This window comes from Bombilactobacillus thymidiniphilus, assembly GCF_023380245.1.
GTDB lineage: Bacteria > Bacillota > Bacilli > Lactobacillales > Lactobacillaceae > Bombilactobacillus > Bombilactobacillus thymidiniphilus.
Window position 1 is genome coordinate 648001 of record NZ_CP093365.1, and the last position, 18774, is coordinate 666774.

23 protein-coding genes are annotated in these 18774 nt (G+C 37.9%); 5 read left to right on the forward strand and 18 right to left on the reverse strand.

Annotated features, from left to right (window positions below; all coding sequences use genetic code 11):
• Nucleotides 1–25: 25 nt before the first annotated feature.
• The 15 genes from MOO47_RS03465 to fabZ (MOO47_RS03535) form a co-directional block, all read right to left on the reverse strand.
• The gene (locus tag MOO47_RS03465) at nt 26–703 is read right to left on the reverse strand and encodes a response regulator transcription factor (RefSeq protein ID WP_249513403.1); all 678 of its coding nucleotides are present in this window, start codon (nt 701–703) and stop codon (nt 26–28) included.
• 72 nt (nt 704–775) lie between these two features.
• On the reverse strand, nt 776–1762 hold the full coding sequence (locus MOO47_RS03470; protein WP_249513404.1) for a zinc ribbon domain-containing protein: 987 nt from the start codon (nt 1760–1762) through the stop codon (nt 776–778).
• A 216-nt stretch (nt 1763–1978) separates the two neighbouring features.
• Nucleotides 1979–2749 carry an acetyl-CoA carboxylase carboxyltransferase subunit alpha gene (gene accA, locus MOO47_RS03475; protein ID WP_249513405.1) on the reverse strand — a complete coding sequence of 257 codons (771 nt, stop codon included), beginning with the start codon at nt 2747–2749 and terminating at the stop codon, nt 1979–1981.
• Complete coding sequence (locus tag MOO47_RS03480; RefSeq protein ID WP_249513406.1) at nt 2749–3603, reverse strand: acetyl-CoA carboxylase carboxyltransferase subunit beta; 855 nt, start codon at nt 3601–3603, stop codon at nt 2749–2751. Before MOO47_RS03480 ends, accA begins: the two co-directional genes overlap by 1 nt.
• Complete coding sequence (locus MOO47_RS03485; RefSeq protein WP_249513407.1) at nt 3604–4986, reverse strand: acetyl-CoA carboxylase biotin carboxylase subunit; 1383 nt, start codon at nt 4984–4986, stop codon at nt 3604–3606.
• 8 nt (nt 4987–4994) lie between these two features.
• Nucleotides 4995–5444, reverse strand: a complete 450-nt coding sequence (fabZ, locus tag MOO47_RS03490; protein ID WP_249513408.1) for a 3-hydroxyacyl-ACP dehydratase FabZ — start codon at nt 5442–5444, stop codon at nt 4995–4997.
• A gap of 10 nt (nt 5445–5454) precedes the next feature.
• Nucleotides 5455–5889 carry an acetyl-CoA carboxylase biotin carboxyl carrier protein gene (gene accB, locus MOO47_RS03495; RefSeq protein WP_249513409.1) on the reverse strand — a complete coding sequence of 145 codons (435 nt, stop codon included), beginning with the start codon at nt 5887–5889 and terminating at the stop codon, nt 5455–5457.
• A complete protein-coding gene (gene fabF, locus MOO47_RS03500; protein ID WP_249513410.1) occupies nt 5889–7121 on the reverse strand; it encodes a beta-ketoacyl-ACP synthase II in 1233 nt (410 codons plus the stop codon). Before fabF ends, accB begins: the two co-directional genes overlap by 1 nt.
• 10 nt (nt 7122–7131) lie before the next feature.
• Nucleotides 7132–7866 (reverse strand): 3-oxoacyl-[acyl-carrier-protein] reductase, encoded by a 735-nt coding sequence (fabG, locus tag MOO47_RS03505; RefSeq protein WP_249513535.1) that lies wholly within the window; start codon nt 7864–7866, stop codon nt 7132–7134.
• On the reverse strand, nt 7866–8795 hold the full coding sequence (locus MOO47_RS03510) for an ACP S-malonyltransferase (protein WP_249513411.1): 930 nt from the start codon (nt 8793–8795) through the stop codon (nt 7866–7868). The genes fabG and MOO47_RS03510 overlap by 1 nt, the downstream gene beginning before the upstream one ends.
• 5 nt (nt 8796–8800) lie before the next feature.
• A complete protein-coding gene (gene fabK / locus MOO47_RS03515) occupies nt 8801–9754 on the reverse strand; it encodes an enoyl-[acyl-carrier-protein] reductase FabK (RefSeq protein WP_249513412.1) in 954 nt (317 codons plus the stop codon).
• 2 nt (nt 9755–9756) lie between these two features.
• On the reverse strand, nt 9757–10005 hold the full coding sequence (locus MOO47_RS03520; RefSeq protein WP_249513413.1) for an acyl carrier protein: 249 nt from the start codon (nt 10003–10005) through the stop codon (nt 9757–9759).
• Between the two features lie 18 nt (nt 10006–10023).
• Nucleotides 10024–10998: a beta-ketoacyl-ACP synthase III gene (locus MOO47_RS03525; RefSeq protein ID WP_249513414.1), complete on the reverse strand. Its 975-nt coding sequence runs from the start codon at nt 10996–10998 to the stop codon at nt 10024–10026.
• Between the two features lie 8 nt (nt 10999–11006).
• On the reverse strand, nt 11007–11468 hold the full coding sequence (locus tag MOO47_RS03530) for a MarR family winged helix-turn-helix transcriptional regulator (RefSeq protein WP_249513415.1): 462 nt from the start codon (nt 11466–11468) through the stop codon (nt 11007–11009).
• Nucleotides 11469–11526: 58 nt separating this feature from the next.
• Entirely contained in the window at nt 11527–11961 is a 435-nt protein-coding gene (gene fabZ / locus MOO47_RS03535) for a 3-hydroxyacyl-ACP dehydratase FabZ (RefSeq protein WP_249513416.1), read from the reverse strand.
• A gap of 218 nt (nt 11962–12179) precedes the next feature.
• Between fabZ (MOO47_RS03535) and MOO47_RS03540 the strand changes: the two genes are divergently transcribed.
• The 3 genes from MOO47_RS03540 to MOO47_RS03550 all read left to right on the forward strand — a co-directional run bounded on the left by MOO47_RS03540 (nt 12180) and on the right by MOO47_RS03550 (nt 14572).
• On the forward strand, nt 12180–12950 hold the full coding sequence (locus tag MOO47_RS03540; RefSeq protein WP_249513417.1) for a biotin--[acetyl-CoA-carboxylase] ligase: 771 nt from the start codon (nt 12180–12182) through the stop codon (nt 12948–12950).
• A gap of 332 nt (nt 12951–13282) precedes the next feature.
• Nucleotides 13283–13876, forward strand: a complete 594-nt coding sequence (locus tag MOO47_RS03545) for an NAD(P)H-dependent oxidoreductase (RefSeq protein ID WP_249513418.1) — start codon at nt 13283–13285, stop codon at nt 13874–13876.
• A gap of 171 nt (nt 13877–14047) precedes the next feature.
• The gene (locus tag MOO47_RS03550) at nt 14048–14572 is read left to right on the forward strand and encodes a TetR/AcrR family transcriptional regulator (protein ID WP_249513419.1); all 525 of its coding nucleotides are present in this window, start codon (nt 14048–14050) and stop codon (nt 14570–14572) included.
• Nucleotides 14573–14601: 29 nt separating this feature from the next.
• Here the strand turns inward: MOO47_RS03550 and MOO47_RS03555 are convergent, their stop codons facing one another.
• Complete coding sequence (locus MOO47_RS03555; protein ID WP_249513420.1) at nt 14602–15222, reverse strand: NAD-dependent epimerase/dehydratase family protein; 621 nt, start codon at nt 15220–15222, stop codon at nt 14602–14604.
• Nucleotides 15223–15309: 87 nt separating this feature from the next.
• Here MOO47_RS03555 and MOO47_RS03560 point away from each other — a divergent pair, with 87 nt between their 5' ends.
• Both MOO47_RS03560 and MOO47_RS03565 read left to right on the forward strand, forming a co-directional pair.
• Entirely contained in the window at nt 15310–16062 is a 753-nt protein-coding gene (locus MOO47_RS03560) for a threonine/serine exporter family protein (protein ID WP_249513421.1), read from the forward strand.
• A 9-nt stretch (nt 16063–16071) separates the two neighbouring features.
• The gene (locus MOO47_RS03565) at nt 16072–16518 is read left to right on the forward strand and encodes a threonine/serine exporter family protein (RefSeq protein ID WP_249513422.1); all 447 of its coding nucleotides are present in this window, start codon (nt 16072–16074) and stop codon (nt 16516–16518) included.
• A 27-nt stretch (nt 16519–16545) separates the two neighbouring features.
• On the opposite strand, the gene MOO47_RS03570 is transcribed toward MOO47_RS03565, so the two are convergent.
• On the reverse strand, nt 16546–17430 hold the full coding sequence (locus MOO47_RS03570) for a PfkB family carbohydrate kinase (RefSeq protein WP_249513423.1): 885 nt from the start codon (nt 17428–17430) through the stop codon (nt 16546–16548).
• Nucleotides 17427–18770 carry a purine-cytosine permease family protein gene (locus MOO47_RS03575; protein WP_249513424.1) on the reverse strand — a complete coding sequence of 448 codons (1344 nt, stop codon included), beginning with the start codon at nt 18768–18770 and terminating at the stop codon, nt 17427–17429. Before MOO47_RS03575 ends, MOO47_RS03570 begins: the two co-directional genes overlap by 4 nt.
• Nucleotides 18771–18774: the final 4 nt, after the last annotated feature.

Genomic DNA, 18774 nt, shown 5'->3' on the forward strand with positions numbered 1-18774 from the left:
AAATTACGCTTGCGTTGACTGAAAATTATGCAGCTACTGCCTTATAACCAGCGCCCCAAACTGTTTGAATTATTTTTTCCCCATTGGTGGCAGCTTCTAGTTTATCGCGCAGATGACTAACATGCACCATAACTGTTTTGGCAGCAAAAACACCATTTTGTTGCCAAACTTTCTCAAAAATCTCCTTAGCCGAAAAAACTTGATTAGGATGACTAGCTAGTAAATACAAAATGCCGAATTCTAAAGATGTCAATTGTATGTCAACACCTTGATTAGTCGTTACTTCACGAGCCTTTTTGTCAATTGTAATAGAACCAATCACCAGCTTACTCGACTCAGCAGGCAAACTGCGACGCAACAATGATTTCATGCGTGCGATCACTTCTAAAGGATTAAATGGCTTAGCTATATAATCATCAGCCCCCACCATTAAGCCTTGGATACGATCAATATCGCTAGCCTTAGCTGATACAACAATTATCGGCAACTGCGAATTTTGGCGAATTGTTTTAATAACATCAACCCCCGCCATATCTGGCAACACAATATCCAAAATAACTAACGAAATATCGGAATTTTGTTGTAATTTATCTAAAGCTTGCATACCCGAATTAGCAATAATCGGCTGATAATTCTCATTTTTAATGTAAATACTTAACAATTCCACAATATCTGGATCATTATCAACTACCAAAATCTTCATTATATCCCCCTCATGGATTTAGATTTTAGTGATGTAAATGTTCAGCAATTTAATCTCAATCATATCATACAATCAATGTTTTCGATGTGCTTGCCAAACAGTCACAGCAAGCAGAACAATACTACCACACACGGCTACAGAACCGGATGCGCCTAATGCTAATTGAGGTGTTACCCCCATATTGGAACCAAAAGACAATATCCCTTTTAAAATCAAAAAGCCACCTAAATAAAAAATAACACTAATAACTGCTCCCCAAATGGCCAGACGTCGACCAAAATGGTTGGGCATCAAAGCTCCTAATAACGTTAAAATTGGACCTGCAGCAATAATCCATAAACTCAAATCTGGTTTAATACTAAGATTAAAAATTGAATCCAACAGTAAAATGCTGCGTTGCATAATTTGCGCTAAAGACGCACTATTATCACTATTAAAAGCCTGAACCCCTGCAAAAAGATCTACATTAAAAAAATGGGGCCAATAACTGGTACTAATTAAGAGCGCTGCTACTACAAAGGATACCCAAGAACGCTGACCAGAACGCACCGACTTAGAAGTAGGAACGACCTGTGCAACTTCCGTTTGTCGTCCGGCTTCCATGGATTGATCATAATTAAATTGTTGATTACTCAATGAAGGGTCAATCGTTTTTTTTACACGTGGGTGCAAGTGTTTCGCTTGCGTTTTAGTCTTATTTTTACCAAAAATACGACGCAACTTTTGGTCAGTACTAACTTGCTTCTTGTTAGCATGCCAATAGCCTACAGCCAGCAAAGTAATCACCAAAATAACCATAATAATTTTACCGACATAAATCCCAGTTAAAATAACTAGAATTAACGCCAATAATAACGTCACAGGATTATCTTTTAACCAAAGTATAAATTGCCAAAGCGAATTATCAGAATGATAACGGGTTGAACGTGAATAAGCAGTATTTGTATCAGAAGCCACGTTGCGCCTACGATCAGCAGGATTTTGAAATTGATAGTCACAATGGGGACATTTCTTGACACCAGCCGCAACTTTAGCACCACAATTAGGACAATAATGCATAATTTAAACAGTCCTTTCAGCCTTAGAGGCCCACAAATTTATAAAATAAATTATTATCGATTGTTTAATATAACAACAACGAAATTGTCATCATCATACGCTTCAACTATGAAAGTTCTGTGATGATTGACCATTTTAAGAATAATTATACCAAGGCGATGCTAACTTTATGAAACAAAAAAAACGAATTCCTGAAAATATCAAAAATTCGCTGAACTAAAAACGACGAAAACGATCTCGACGTTGTTGTAATAACTGATTCAAATTTGTTTTATCGAACAGCTTTAATTGTTGTATGATCAATTCTTGCAACGGTTGACACTGATTTTCCAATACTGTTTCTGGCAAAATTTGTTCTACGACACCTTGTTCCTTCAAAAAATCTGGTTCAATGTGCATCTGTGCAGCAGCTTCATGTGATAATTTAGCATCTTTCCACATAATTGAAGCAAAGCCTTCTGGCGATAAAACAGTATACATACTGTATTCTAACATCCATACTTGATCAGAACACGCTAAAGCCAGTGCGCCACCAGATCCTGCTTCGCCAATAATAATCGACAAAAGTGGAACTTTCAATTGCAACATCTCACTAATATTTTGAGCTAAAACTTGTCCTTGCCCCGCTTTTTCAGCATCAGCATCCGGGTAAGCTCCCGGTGTATTGATTAAAGTAATGATTGGAGCGTGCATAGCTTGTGCTATTTTCATCACTCGTAAAGCCTTGCGATATCCTTGAGGAGTCGGACTGCCAAAATGAGTGACTAGACGTTCTTTTAATTCTTGTCCCTTATTTGTAGCGATCACTGCAACTTTACGCTGATCTATGGTCGCAAAACCAGCAATAATTGCTTCATCATCACCAGCAACACGATCACCATGCAACTCCACAAAATCAGCAAAAAGCTGTTCTACAATAGCCCGCATATTTGCTTTAGCATCGCTACGGGCGCCGTCCATAATCTGTAAAATAGCTTGTTTATCCATTATTGCTCACCTTCCCAGCCAGCAGCTGCAAAAATTGTCAATAATTGTCCCAATTTAGCAACTTGTTCTGTACGTGGAACAATTGCATCAATAAATCCATTTTGATAAACATTTTCCACACTTTGAAAATCAGCGGGCAACTTCTTATTAATTGTTTGCTCAATAACGCGCTGTCCAGCAAAACCCAGCAAAGCCTGCGGTTCAGCTAAAATAATATCAGCTTGTGAAGCAAAACTTGCTGTGACGCCGCCCGTTGTCGGATCCATGATTACAGCAATATACAATAAGCCAGCTTGCCGGTGCTCATTGACTGCCTGAGAAATCTTAGCCATTTGCATTAAAGAAGCAATTCCTTCTTGCATGCGCGCACCACCTGAAGCAGTAAATAATACCACTGGTAATTTTTGTGCTGTTGCTTTTTCAAATAGTCGTGTGATCCTCTCACCATTAGCTGTTCCTAAACTACCCATAATGAAATAAGGATCCATTATACCAAGAGCTGCTGTTTGCCCATCCAAATCAGCTAAACCAGTTAAAACAGCATCCTGCAATTTAGTTTTAGATTGTGCTTTTTTTAACTTTTCATCGTAATTTGGAAAATCTAAAGGATTTTGTGTTACTAAATCGGCATCCCACTCTTGAAAATCTTTAGTCAGCATTTTCAAACGTTGTCGAGCAGTCACTCGAAAACCATAACCACATTCTGGACACAATTGGAATTTGCCAGCGCGCCGAAAATAAAATTTAGCACCACATTTATTACAATATCTGAAAATTCCACTGGGTACATTATGATGATAAGTGGCTAACGCTTTTTGTGGATGTCGCACAAAATTATGTGGAGTAAGCGCCATCTAATCAGCCTCCTCTGACACATCAGCTTGCATAGTATAAAGGGGCAAAAATTCTTTATCGATGTAATTAGTTAAGTATTCACCTTGCTGCACAATGGGTTGCTTTAATAAAGCCACCAAAAATTCGCGATTGGTCGTCAAACCTTGAATCTCAAATTCATTGAGCGCATCAATAATGCGTCGCAAAACTAATTTGCGATTTGTTGCGTGAGCAATAATTTTGATGATCATAGAATCATAGAAAGGCGAAACATTATCACCACTCGTGACACCACTTTCTAAACGAATACCTAATCCACCAGGTAAAGTCATTTGTTGAATATGACCAGCTTGCGGACGAAAACCATGTAACGGATCTTCAGCATTAATTCGTGCTTCAATAGCTGTACCATGTATACGAACATCAGCCTGCGTTAATGACAAATTTTGCCCCGCCGCAATATTAATTTGCTCTTTAATAAGATCCACTTGAGACACTTCTTCGGTAATTGAATGCTCCACTTGAATTCGCGTATTCATTTCCATGAAATAAAAATTATGTTGAGGATCCATTAAAAATTCAATAGTGCCAACATTTTCATAATTAATCGCCTTAACAGCACGCAAAGCAACTTCTTGCAAATTTTGGCGCTCGTCATCTTGAATTACAGAACAAGGTGTTTCTTCAATAACCTTTTGTTGCCGGCGTTGCAAAGAACAATCACGCTCAGGCAAAGCTACCGCATGACCATTTTGATCAGCCAACACTTGCACTTCAATATGCTTAGCTGGTGAGATAACTTTTTCCAAATACATTCGATTATCGCCAAATGATAATTGGGCTTCTTCTTGCGCTTGTAAAAAAGCATCTGCCAAATCTTCTGCACAAGTAACCTTGCGAATTCCCTTGCCACCACCACCTGCAGCTGCTTTAATCATAACCGGGAAACCGACTTCTTGTGCAATTTGGAGTGCTTCTTGCGAATTCTGGACAAAACCTTCACTACCCGGAATCACAGGCACATGATTTTGTTGCATTGTCATCCGTGCATTAGCTTTATTACCCATTAACGAAATGGTTTGAGACTTTGGTCCAATAAAAGTCAAATGACATTCTTCACACAGCTGCGCAAATTCTTCACTTTCTGACAAAAAACCGTACCCCGGATGAATTGCTTGTGCACCAGTTAACAAGGCAGCACTAACAATATTTTGCATGTTTAAGTAGGAAGCAGCAGGTTGTGCACTACCGATACAAACTGCTTCATCAGCTTCGCGCACATGCTGTGCGTCTTTATCTGCTGTTGAATAAACTGCCACCGAACTGATACCTAATTCGCGCAATGCCCGCATCACGCGAATGGCAATTTCTCCACGATTAGCAATCAATACTTTGTCAAACATGAATCCTCCTATTGGATCGCAAAAGTAAGATCCGCTGAACAAGCAAGTTGATCTTCCACATAAGCTTTCGCTTTACCTAAGCCAACATTACTGCGTAATTTATCTAATTCAACTTCTAAGCGTAAAACGTCTCCTGGACGCACCATTTGCCGGAATTTAGCTTTGCGTACACCACCAAAATAGGCAGTTTTTCCTTTAAATTCTGGCAAAGAAAGTAAAGCAATTGCTCCTGTTTGTGCCAAAGCTTCCAAAATCAAAGCCCCAGGCATCACAGGATTGCCCGGGAAATGTCCTTGAAAAAAGTCCTCGTTAATGGACACATTCTTACGTCCAATAGCATATTCACCGGCTTTACAATCTAATACTCGATCTACTAAAAGCATTGGATAACGATGTGGTAAAATTTGTTGGATTTGGACAGTGTCCAAAACGTTGGGATTATCTTGTATTTCTATCATAATTGCCCCCTTAGGATTGTGTTACTTTCATCAAAGGTTGATCGTATTCAACCACTTCTTCATCGGATACCAAAATTTCACTAATGGTACCACTAATTTCACTTTTGACTTCTGTCATCATTTTCATGGCTTCAATCACGCAAATAACATCGCCTTTTTGTACCTGGTCGCCTACTTTTTTAAATGGTGGTTGATCAGGTGCAGATTGCAAATAAACAATACCTACTAAAGGTGCCTTAATTGTCGGTGTTTGACCTTGATCATCATTCTTAGTTGAAACTTGAGTAGCTGCTACTGCTGGTTGAGCAGCAGGAACTGATTGCTGAATCGTAGCAATATCTTGCTTACTTAAATGCAAGTGTCCCCCATCGAAATCTAAATCAAATTCATGAATTTCACTTTGATTAATTTGTTCAATTAACGCTTTAATCTCTGCAAAGGTCATTAATTTTCCCACCTCTTCATTGCTAACACGGCATTGTGTCCGCCAAAACCAAAAGAATTACTTAAGGCATATTCAACGGCTGTTTGCGTATTATTCTCATTAACCAAGTTAACGTTGCAAGCAACATCTTGCTTAGTTAAACCAACGTTAATCGGCAATTTACCATTTTTCAAAGCCATAGCAGTTGCCACAGCTTCTATAGCACCAGTTGCTCCCAACAAATGTCCTGTCATACTCTTAGTACTGGATACTAAAACGGAACTATCTACACCAAACAGTTGATTAATGGCTTTCGATTCGGCTGAATCATTACCTTGTGTAGCTGTACCATGAGCATTAATATAGCCTACTTGCTCAGTAGTAACTCCAGCTTCCGTCATTGCTAATTGCATGGCACGTGCAGCTTGGGTACCAGCAGGATCCGGTGAAGTAATATGATAAGAATCAGAAGTTGTACCATAACCAACAATTTCACCCAAAATTTCAGCATCACGTTGTTGAGCATGATCCAAAGATTCAATAATTAAAACACCAGCACCTTCACCCATCACAAAACCAGAACGATTCTCATCGAAAGGAAGACTAGCTTTTGTGGGGTCGGTTGCCGTAGACAAAGTTGATAAAGCCGCAAATCCAGCAATCCCAATCTCATTGATTGAGGCTTCTGAACCACCAGTAATCATGACATCACAATCGCCATCTTTAACTCGGCGAAAGGCTTCACCTATTGCGTTAGTACCTGAAGCACAGGCAGTCACAATGGTCGTGGAAATTCCATGCGCATGATAACGCATAGATAAATTACCGGCAGCCATATTAGCAATAGCTGTTGGCACAAACATCGGCGAAACACGATCAGCGCCTTTATCATGCATCTTAATAACTTGATCTTGAATTGTTGTTAAACCACCAATACCACTACCAAAAATAACACCCAAGCGATCACTATCTGTATTTTCAGATGTGATTTTAGCTTGTGCCATTGCTTCTTCAGCAGCATAAATGGCATATTGTGTAAATTTATCCATTCTCTTGGTGTCTTTTTTAGTTAAGTGCTTTAAAGGATCAAAATCATCTAATTGACCAGCTAAAGTAACGCCTGTTTTAGTTGAATCAAAATAAGATATAGGTTCAAAACCAACTTTTTGAGCATCTAATCCAGCTTGAAAACTGGCAACATCATTACCGATCGGAGTTAAGGCTCCCATCCCTGTAATTACTACTCTATTCATTGCTTTCTCCTTACTGCATAGTCAAGCCACCATCAACAGTGATAGTTTGCCCTGTAATATAATCATTCTGTGCTAAAAAGACTGCCGTAGCAGCTACTTCTTTAATTTGACCAAAACGCTTCAAGGGAATCTGATTGATGATTTCAGTTTGACGTTTGTCGCTAAGTTGTTGAGTCATTTGTGTATCAATCATTCCCGGCGCAATCGCGTTACAACGTAAATTACGTAAAGCAACTTCTTGAGCCACTGACTTAGTTAAACCAATGATCCCGGCTTTACTGGCAGCATAATTAGCTTGACCAATATTACCAGTCAAGCCAACCACGCTAGCCATATTAATAAAACAGCCAGAACGTTGCTTATACATAGAGCGCAAAGATTGGCGAATCACGTTGAAAGTACCCACTAAATTAGTTTTTACTACTGAATTAAAATCTTCTTCAGACATGCGATTTAAAAGACCATCACGAACAATCCCAGCATTATTAACTACAACATCCAAGTGCCCAGCTTGCTCTAAAATACTGTTAATTAAATTTTTAACAGAGTCAACATCGGTAACATTAGCACTAATATCCCAACAATTCACGCCTAAATCTTTGATTTGTTGAATAATCGTTGCATCAATCGGCTTACGCGCATTCAAAACAACATTCGCGCCTTGCATTGCAAAAGCTCGTGCTACTTCTAAGCCAATACCACGAGAACTACCAGTAACTAAAACAACTTTATCTTTTAAATCCATCATTTAGCCTCCAGCGTTGCAATTGTTTGCTCTAAATCCGTCAGACTATCGATACGATAAGTTTTAACACCACGAACAATTTTGCGGGCAAACGACAATAATGTTTTACCTGGACCAACTTCAATCACTGCATCCAATCCTTGACCATGTTCCATCAAAGTATCGGCAAAATAAGTTGTAGAAACTAATTGATCTGTCAATGTTTGCGCTAGTTGTTGTGGCACAAAATCTGTCTTCGTAGTTGTGCTGTAGACGGGGAAAATCCCCTCTTGCCAGTCGACTTTAACTAGTTCACGTCGCAGCTGTTCTTGAATAGGCTGCATAACCGGCGTGTGAAAAGCCCCGCTGACATCTAAGGGGATTATCCGAGCATTATTTTTTGTTGCCAACTGATCTGCAGCTTGATCAACAGCGGTTGTTTGACCACCAATGACAATTTGCTTTGGTGTATTAATGTTAGCTACACCAATGGCTCCTAAATCACTAGTAGCTCTACAAACAGCTTCTACATCAGCTAAATCAGCTTTCATAACAGCGACCATTTTACTATCAGTTTGATCACTGGCTTGTTGCATCAACTCACCGCGGCGTTTTATTAAATTTAAAGCCGTAGCAAAACCAACATAACCACCACAAGCTAAAGCACTGTATTCACCTAAACTAAGACCCGTCCCAAATTTGTTTTTTGGTAATGAATCCTTAATTAATTGAAATAGTCCATAACTCATTGCCACGATTACGGGTTGCGCATATTGGGTCATCGCTAATTTGTCAGCGTTTTGCTCATCAAACAATAAACCAGCCACATCTAACCCTAAGATGCTGGAAGCTTGGTCAATACTTTGACGATAACTAGGTATTTTTTCATAAATATCTTGCGTAATACCTGTCTTTTGGGCACCTTGACCGCTAAACAATAATCCAATCATAATGTTTACTTGTCACCACCCATTAACTTATCGGCCTGTTCATAAACATCATGCAAGATTTCAGCAGCGGGTTGCTCTTTTTTAACTAAACCGGAAATTTCACCAGCCATGTAAGCACCCGTTTTGGCGTCTCCATCTTGCACAGCACGCCGCAAACTACCGTTACCTAATTCCTCAAGAGCAGAGTAATCAGGATTATCTTTAGCTGCTTCAGCTTTTTCCAAGTTAATATAATTACGAGCCATTTTATTTTTAATGACACGAGAAGGATGTCCAGCAAAATCACCAGTTACCATCGTATCAATATCTTTAGCTTTTAAAACAGCTTTCTTATAAACGGGGTGCACTTTGGATTCTTCAGCTACCAAAAAGCGGGTTCCCATTTGAACACCTTGAGCGCCAAGCATGAAAGCAGCTGCCATTCCGCGACCATCACCGATACCACCAGCGGCAATCACAGGAATATTTACAGCATCAACTACTTGCGGTACTAAAGCCATCGTTGTCAAGCGACCAATATGCCCGCCTGATTCCATACCTTCGGCAACCACAGCGTCGGCGCCAACCCTTTCCATCATTTTAGCCAAAGCAACAGAGCCAACAACTGGGATAACCTTGATGTTAGCTTCTTTAAATTGTTTTAGATAAGTGGATGGATTACCAGCACCTGTTGTTACTAAAGTAATATTATCTTTATTTTCAAGAATTACTTTCACCACTTCTTCAACGTGTGGTGAAAGGAGCATTACATTAACTCCAAAGGGACGATCAGTTAGTGACTTAGCAATCTTAATTTCTTCAGCCATTGCACTACCGGGCGCATTACCTGCCCCAATAATACCTAAGCCACCGGCGTTAGAAACTGCAGCTGCCAATTTTCCATCAGCAACCCAAGCCATCCCACCTTGGAAAATTGGATACTTAAGTCCCAAACTCTTCATAAATGGGCTTAATTCCATGATTAACCTTCTTCCGTTGCTAATTGTGCTTTGACGAAATCTACCAAGTCACCAACAGTTTTAATGCCTTCTTCGTTTTCGATCTTGATGTCAAATTCGTCTTCTAATTCATTAATAACTTCAAAAATATCCAAACTATCAGCATTTAAATCGTCTTTGATATCAGCTTCTAATTTAACATCAGCTTCATCTTCACCCGTTTGGTCCACAATAATTTCTTTTACTTTGTCAAAAATTTCGTTATCTGTCATTTTAAAAACTCCTTAAATTTAATAAATTAGTGCAATACTGCCAGCAGTTAATCCGCCACCAAAGCCACTTAAAATCAACTTTTGTCCACGATCAATCTGCTGATTGTTTACAGCTTCATCCAATAATATCGGCACGCTTGCTGCAGAAGTATTACCAAAATGAGCCACATTAGTTAAAAACTTTGTTTCTGGTTGTTGCAAATGACGAGCAATAGATTTAATAATCCGCAGATTAGCTTGATGCAACACAAACCAATCCACTTCTCCAGGTTCCCACTTCGCTTGCTGCAAAGTCCGCATGATAGAACTAGGAACCTCGTGTGTCGCAAAGCGATATACAGCGCGACCATCCATTTCAAAATAATGCGCATGTGAATCCACTGAATCATTATTAAACAGCGAATTCATGGGCTGATATCCCGCTGTCAAAGATTGACCATCACTACCAAAAGTTTGTAAATCTTCTGCAATTACCGCAGATTGCTCTTGGTCATCATGCTCAACCAAAACGCCACCGGCGCCATCGCCGAACAAAACCGCTGTAGAACGTTCATGCCAATCAACTAGCTTGGATAAAGTTTCCGCACCGATAATCATGCCTCGTCGAACTTTGGTATTCAAGATTTTATCAGCTACACTCAAGGCATAAATAAAGCCGGAACATGCTGCGTTAATATCGAAAGCAAAAGCATTAGTTGCTTGCAACTTACCTTGAATAATTGCCGCTGTAGATGGCGTCAAATAATCCGGTGACATTGTTGCAACGATAATAAAATCCAAATCTTGTGGTGACCAATCAGCTTGCTGTAACAACTGTTGTCCTACAGCCAAACCTAAATCAGAAGTTTGTTGTTTTTGTGCAATGTGACGCTCTTTAATACCCGTGCGCGAAGAAATCCACTCATCAGAAGTTTCCATGAAAGCTGTCAAATCATTGTTTGTTACAATTTTTTCTGGTACATAGTGTGCCGTTCGTACAATTTTCAATCCCATAAAAGGAATTACTCCTTTGCATCATCAATGTGAGCGGGAAATTCCAAAAAAGCTCGCAAATTTAATAGCGCATGTTCAATAATCATCACCTGATCATCATTGAAATCCTCGATGAATTTCTCCACCATCTGGCGATGAAAATAATCATGTGACCGATAAACCAAACGTCCTTTACGTGTTAACCCTAAGCGAACAATACGATGATCATCTTCACCATAAATACGTACCACATAACCCTTGCGAACTAAATTCTTAACCATGGTCGTAACTGTTCCAGGTGTAATCATCAATTCTTGGGCCAATTGCGAACTAGTTTTATGATCATACATAGAAATGGCGTCAATGGCGTGAACCTCTTTGATGGAAATATCTTTAAACTTACTTTTTCTTAGTTCTTGTTCTTCTACACGCAAAATATCATTATAGACAATAGTTAACAATTGATTGATGCGCCTTAATTTATCTTCCATTCATGCAACTCCTAATTTGTCAGCCAAAATAGTTGTAGCATAATGGAAAAGAGCCGACCTATTCAACATCTTCAACGATAAACATCAATTCTGCTGTCACCACGGGTTGTTCATCGACCAAAGCCACACAATCTACTAGTCCAATATTTTGGCGTTGTTTTTTTAGTTCTACTTTTAACTGTAACTGATCTCCCGCTTTGACATCTTGCAAGATTTCAGACTTTGGAATCCCACCCAAATAGGCTGTTTTATTTTTAAATTTTGGTGATTTCAAAATAAAAATGGAAGCAGCTTGTGCCAGTGATTCAAGAATCAAAGTCGCAGGCATAATAAACTTTCCAGGAAGATAACTATTAACGAAAGATTCATCAACGGTCACATTTTTGATAGCACTGATCGATTTGTCAGTTTCAATTTCTTCAACGCCATCCATGTAAAACAACGGATAACGATTGGGTATCAACGCTTGTATCTCGCTTGAGTTCATCTCCATTTTGAAATTAACATCCCCCTTCAATTTATTTCAAACATCAAAGTGTTCGATGGCAGTATATTATTGCATATTGTCAAAAATGTCAAATTTTGCTCGCCAAATATTATATAATTAAGGTTGATCTTTTCAGTATGTAATCTTTTTTAGTCATAATTGCCCAAGATATATTTTGTATATCAAATTAATATTATATTCTGATAAAATTATGGAGACTATTTATGAGTAATATTTCAATGATCAAGCAAGAAAAATTGCGTGCGTTATTAAAATATACAGATATCGAAAGTCATTGGTTCAAGCAAGTTTCTTCTACTAATCAACTGCTTAAACAGCATTTAGCCAATACATCGTTGACAGCACCACAACTTATTTTGAGCGATCAGCAAACATCTGGTTATGGTACACACAAGCGTCATTTCATTTCCGGATTAGGTGGCATGTATTTCTCACTAGCCGTGAATATTGCCGGACTAAAAACGTCGAATATTGGTCTATTAACCACCGGCATTGCCTGGCAATTACATCAAGTCATTCAGCAGATTTTTCAAATAGATACACAAATTAAGTGGGTGAACGATTTACTACTGAACAACAAAAAAATTGCTGGCATTCTAGTTGAAACAATTGCTCCGACTACTGCTATCATTGGCATTGGACTAAATTTGTATCAGCCGCACATTGATAAGCAGTTGACCACAAGTACCAATTTGTTATCCGAAAATCCTGCCGCTACCAGCATTTATAATTTCATAGCACAACTAGCCATTCAATTAGAACAGGAAAAAGATAATTATTTGCAAGGCGCTTTTTTGACACAATATAAGAAGCATTTAGTGACACTCGGACAACAAGTCGTCGTGCAAATAGGTGACCAGCAAATAAGGGGCACGGCAGTTGACGTTGATGCAAAAGGACACTTGCTTGTAAAAACTGCGCACGGCATCAAAACTTGCACTGCCGGTGAAATCAAAAAATATCTAACTAAATAAAAAATAACAGTGTCTTGCAAGAGTCATTGTTATTTTTTATTGGGCAACTTTTTATTCAATTATTAAGTGAAGCCTGATTTTTGCAGTTTATTATATACATTACAATTAATTAAAATATAGTTATTTTTATACTACATAATTAATAAAAAAATATATACAAAATAAATTATTAATGACATTGTCATTATCAGTTGCTAAAATATCATTGTATTAAATTTATAAGGATGAAAATAATTTCTCAAATAACCAATGAGAAATTGAACTGTTGGGATCCTTTTAAAAGCTTTATCCGTACTTAATAAAACAAAAATATAATGAGGTAATAACTGGCTATGTATACATCAATTATTTATGCCCATCCGTATAGTAAAAGTTTTAATCATGCTATTTTAAATACGGTGACCACAGCTCTTAAAAAAATTAATAATAATTATCATTTGATAGATTTATATGCGGATAATTTTAATGCATTATATTCTACTGCAGAGTTGGCCTTATTTAATAAGGGGGAAACAACAGATCATTTAGTTGAGCGTTATCAGCATATTATCCAACAATCAAATAAGGTTATATTTATTTTTCCAGTTTGGTGGAATGATACGCCAGCAATGATTAAGGGCTTCATAGATAAAATAATGAAGAAAAAATTTGCATATAACGTTGGTAAAACCGGAGTTATAGGAAATTTAAATAATATACAAAAAACATTAGTTCTTACAACTTCTACGTCACCAACTTTTTATTTGAGATTATTTTGTGGCAATGCAATCAGTAGTGTTTTTATAAAAAGTACTTTAAAGCAATTAAAATTCAAAAAAATAACGTGGAAAAATTTCGGTAGTATTGATCATAGTACTGATAAAAAAAGACATAATTATTTAAATTATTTAGACAAATATCTAACTAATTGGGCGGCAAGCAATTAAATATGGCAGTCTATTATTTTTAATATTATGACAATTATGCGTGCTAATAAACGCACACACACTATCACAATTTTTAACAAAAAATATAGTTTTAACTTAAAAAATGATGTACACTTGGGGCAGAATATTGTTGCAGTATGAGAACTAACTTCTTTTTCAGGAGGTAATTTTATGGATAGTACTATCCCGACAAAACTGACTGCTAAATATAAAATTGCTCGTTCTTTAATAGATTTACTTCAACATAATGACATGCACCACGTCACTATTACCCAAGTGTGCCGATATGCTCATATTAATCGTTCTACTTTTTATCATTATTATAAGAGCTTGGATGAGGTTTTAGACGATATTCAGCAATATTACAAAAGGATTATTTCAGAGTTTTTTACTACCAGCAAACATTTGGATGATTATCATAGTAATTATGATCATTATGTGCATAGTTTTTTGAAATATATCCAAATGAATGCTAAGTCTTTTAGGGTTTTACTCAGTTCTGATTGCATTGATTCATTTAAGCAAAATGCACTGGAAATTGCCCATAAAATTAATATTTATAAGGAGACCAAAGAAGAACAACGTTATGCTGTGGCTGGTGATGTAGAATTGATCAGGCACTGGTTATACAGCGATCATCCCACTTCTTTGGAGCACCTTAGTGAAGTTTTTATCAAATTCATACCACACATTTAAAGCCTCCCTCATATGGAGGCTTTTTTATATTAACGTTTGGCAGTTAGATAACTCGGCTTACCAGCAATGATTTGCACAATTTCATCAGTTAACTTGGTTAATTGGTCAGGGTATAGTCGTACATTACTAAAACGATTAATCACTTTTAAAAGCTGAGCCAATAGCCAACTTGACTTGCGTTTGCGATCGTAAATTAAATTGGGATACAAAACAATTGTCTGTTGTGGCAATTTTTTGCGCGCATAAATGATAACTTTTTCTTTATAAAACAAATATTTGTTCATACTACGTGGCACCCAATTAGCTGCCATAAAAACAAATTTAGCGGATGAATGATGCTCTGCTAAATAATCAATAACTTTTTGTGCAGGCAAAAAACTAGCATTATAATACGTAATTTGTTGGCGAGTATGCTCATGCAATATGCCTACTAAATCAATAACCCAATCTGCTGATTGAATTGCCGATTGCCAATTTTGATCATGCACAAAATCGGTTTTTATAAAGGTTACCTGCTTTTTCCATAGTTGCTGCACTTTATCACCGCCAGAGCGCGATAAACTAACCACATCATAATTAGGTATCATTACTAATTTAGCTAATAAAGCTTGTCCCACATAACCCGAACCGCCCATGATAGCTATTTGCATTTTCCTTCACTCCTAACCAATTGCTCACATTGAGTATAGTATAATGTTATCAATCAAGTTATTAATTTACTTAAAGCAGGTGGCAAGGTGCAACAAGAAGATAAATTAATGGAAGTATGCTTATTAGCAGGACGTATTTTAATTGAGTCGGGGTCGGAAATGTATCGTGTCGAAGATACGATGAAACATATTGCCGATTGTGGCGATGTTGTTAGTAGTGCCGCATTTACTAGTTTGACAGGCGTTTTAGCCAGTTTTCAAAAAGCTCCTTACACTAGATTTATGCAAATTGATCATCGTGGCATTGATATGCACCGAATTTCGCAGGTTAATACACTATCACGCGCTTTTGAGCATCAGGAAATATCTTTAGATACATTTCACAAAAAATTATTAGTCATTCTCAAAGAACCCAAATTATTTTCATTATTAGTGCAAACCCTCGGCGCCGGTCTAGAAAGTGCATGCCTAATGATTATATTTACGCAATTATATGATTGGTGGGATTTTCCCGCAGCTTTTATTTTAGGCGCTCTAGGCTATTGGCTTTCGATCATTGTCAATCAGCGATTACGGATCCGTTTTATGGGCGAGTTGTTAGGCGCTTTTGTCATTGCAATTACTGCAATTGTTTTAGTGCAACATGATCTCGGACAAAATTTGAACAATATTATTATCGGTGCTGTAATGCCTTTAGTGCCGGGTGTGCCGATGACTAATGCGTTACGTGATTTGATTGAGGGTAATATATTAGCGGGCACAGAACGGGGAGTAGAATCCTTGGGCGTCGTTGGAGCGATTGCGGTCGGCGTTGGTATTAGCTTTTACTTATGTTTGTGAGGAAAAATCATGACAATACTTTATCATTTACTGGTGCAAATCATTCTAAGCTTTGTGGGCACCATCGCTTTTGGCTTGTTCATCCAAGTTCGCAAGCAAGAGCTCATTTGGGCTGGTCTATCCGGCTGTATCGGCTGGATGACATACTGGCTATTGGTGCAGATAAGCGTTGGTAAAATCCCTGCTAATTTCATCGCAGCCTTAGTTGTTGGCATCGTGGGCAGCATTTTAGCGCGTATAAGGCGCCAACCGAGTACCGTTTTTAATATCCCTGGTCTGGTTCCCTTAGTTCCCGGAGCCAGTGCTTATCAAGCTTTAGAGTTGTTTTTCAATAAAAAAGAAGCCACCGCCTTAACCCAAATTTTTCATGTTGTATTATTGACAGGAGCTATTGCTTTAGGTTACGTATGCGCACAAGTATTGAGTGAATTACTAGCAAAATACAAAAATAAGTGAAGTTCAAAAAAGAACTTCACTTATTTTTTAATAAAAATTACTTGCTGCTTTTTGAACTACTAATGCTGCTAATTCATTGGCGAATTGTATAGCTCGTGGCCAAGTTTTATTTTGCATTTTAGCCACTAAAAGACCACCACAATGGGCATCACCCGCGCCACTAGTATTTTGAATTTTCACAGCAGCTTCACCTGGCACTAAAATGCACTCATTGTCAAGTAAATAGATTGTTCCATGTGCGCCTAACGTTGCTATCACAGGCATTTGCGTCAATTGCTTCACGTGAAACAATTGCTGTTTGAGCGATGTTGCTTGTGTTGCCAGTATTGCTAATTCTGCTTGATTGGCGTGAACAATCACTGACAATTGCCACAATTCTCGCAAAATAGTGGGATCTAGTGCGCCTATTCTTGGTGAAGCATCGAATAAAATCGGTATTTGCGATGCATTTTGCCGTAATTGTCGCAAAATAATTTGGGCACTAGTTTTATTTTCCAACTCATAGCCACTCAAATAGATATATTGATAATTTGACCAGTCACAATTAACAAACCAATCTTCTTGCCAAGACTGCTCCACACCAGCAAAAGTCACAAAACTACGCTCACCATTTGCCTCCACTAAGCATAAATCCCATCCATTGTCGCTTTTCTGCGGAGTTATTAAAGAGTGGATATTATGTTGGATAAATTGCTTTTGAATGATTTGGGCATAAGGACCTTGTCCGACGGGAATTAAAAGATCCACGGCAATATTGTTTTTTTGTAATGCGCTGCAAACATTTAATGCACAACCACCCACCGTTATTTTGGGCGTATCCGCGCTAATATCTTCACCTGCGTGTGGCAAATGGTCAACATTAGTCATAAGATCAACCAAAGCTGCCCCGATAACTAATACTTTTGTTGTCATTTGCGATACCTCTGATCTATCAGATAAATTAGTCCCATTAAAAATAATGCGAAAAATCCTGCCACAAAAACGCCTAAACTATTGTCACGGAAAACACCTCGTGCAAACGGTCCTTGCCAAACAGCATTGTTGGTAAATAGTAGACCACTGCTAGTTGCCAATAACCAAACAATAATACTGCGCCAACGATAATGGATTTGTAATAAAGCCAGATCGTAACCTTGCCGCCGGTAAAATAAGTAATCACACAAAAATACTGCCAACCAAGTCACCAAACAAATTCCCAAAAAGTTCAAAAACAACTCAAAACTACTTAAGAAATCTTGCGCTACAAATAATACATAACTAGCAATTCCTAACACTAACAGACTATGCAAAATTAGTGAACTAAGCTGAGAAGTTTTAATGCCGAGAGTTTGTAAATTAATACGTGCGGAGCGAAACGAAATCATACACTGAGGCACTAAACCGCCGGCAGCAACTAGGAAATAAAATAATCCCATCCAAGTAGGTAAAACACCATACATAATTCGGTAAGGATCGCTACTAGTCGCTAAATTAGGTGCACTAGTACTTAAAAAAATTCCACCGACCATCAATATAAATAACGGTAAAGCACCCCCTAAAGTGGTTGACCAAAAAGTTCTGCCATGCTTAATTTGCGGTTGCACATAAGCACCCCAGTCCGCAGCAGCCATTGACCAAGAAATTCCCGATCCCGCAGCAATAATACTGACTGCAGGCCAAAAACCAGCGCTCCAAGAACCGTGTGTCATAGCTAGCGCTTTAGGCCATTGCGTTTTACCAACAAAGAACAAAAAAATAATTAAAGTTGCGATTCCAAAAATCCAACTAATTAAAGATTGTAATTTAGCAAGAAGCGTTTCATTCAAAAATCCTGATCCAATAATTAAACCACCAAAAACTACTAAACAGCCTAAAATGGTAAAAGAATTTTTAGGCAAATGTAAAGTCTGCAACATCGCCACAAATAATAATGTACCCGTAACAACGTTAACTGCTAGCCAACCAACCATGTTAAACCACGCAATTAAGTTGGGAATTTTATTGCCTTGACGACCAAAAGCAACACGACTTAATTTAAAAGTGGTAATACCATTTTTTTGTCCAATCACGGCAATAAAACCTGGAAAAACGAACGACAAAGCACCAATTAAAGCAGCTAATAAGGCTTGTGCCAGAGATAGATGATAACTGACAATAATTGCACCGTAGACAAAGCCCATAATGCCAATGTTTGCGGCAAACCAATTATAAAATAAAGCCTTGGGAGTCAAATTACGTTCAGTAACAGGTACTACATTTTCTTCTTTTTGCATAGTT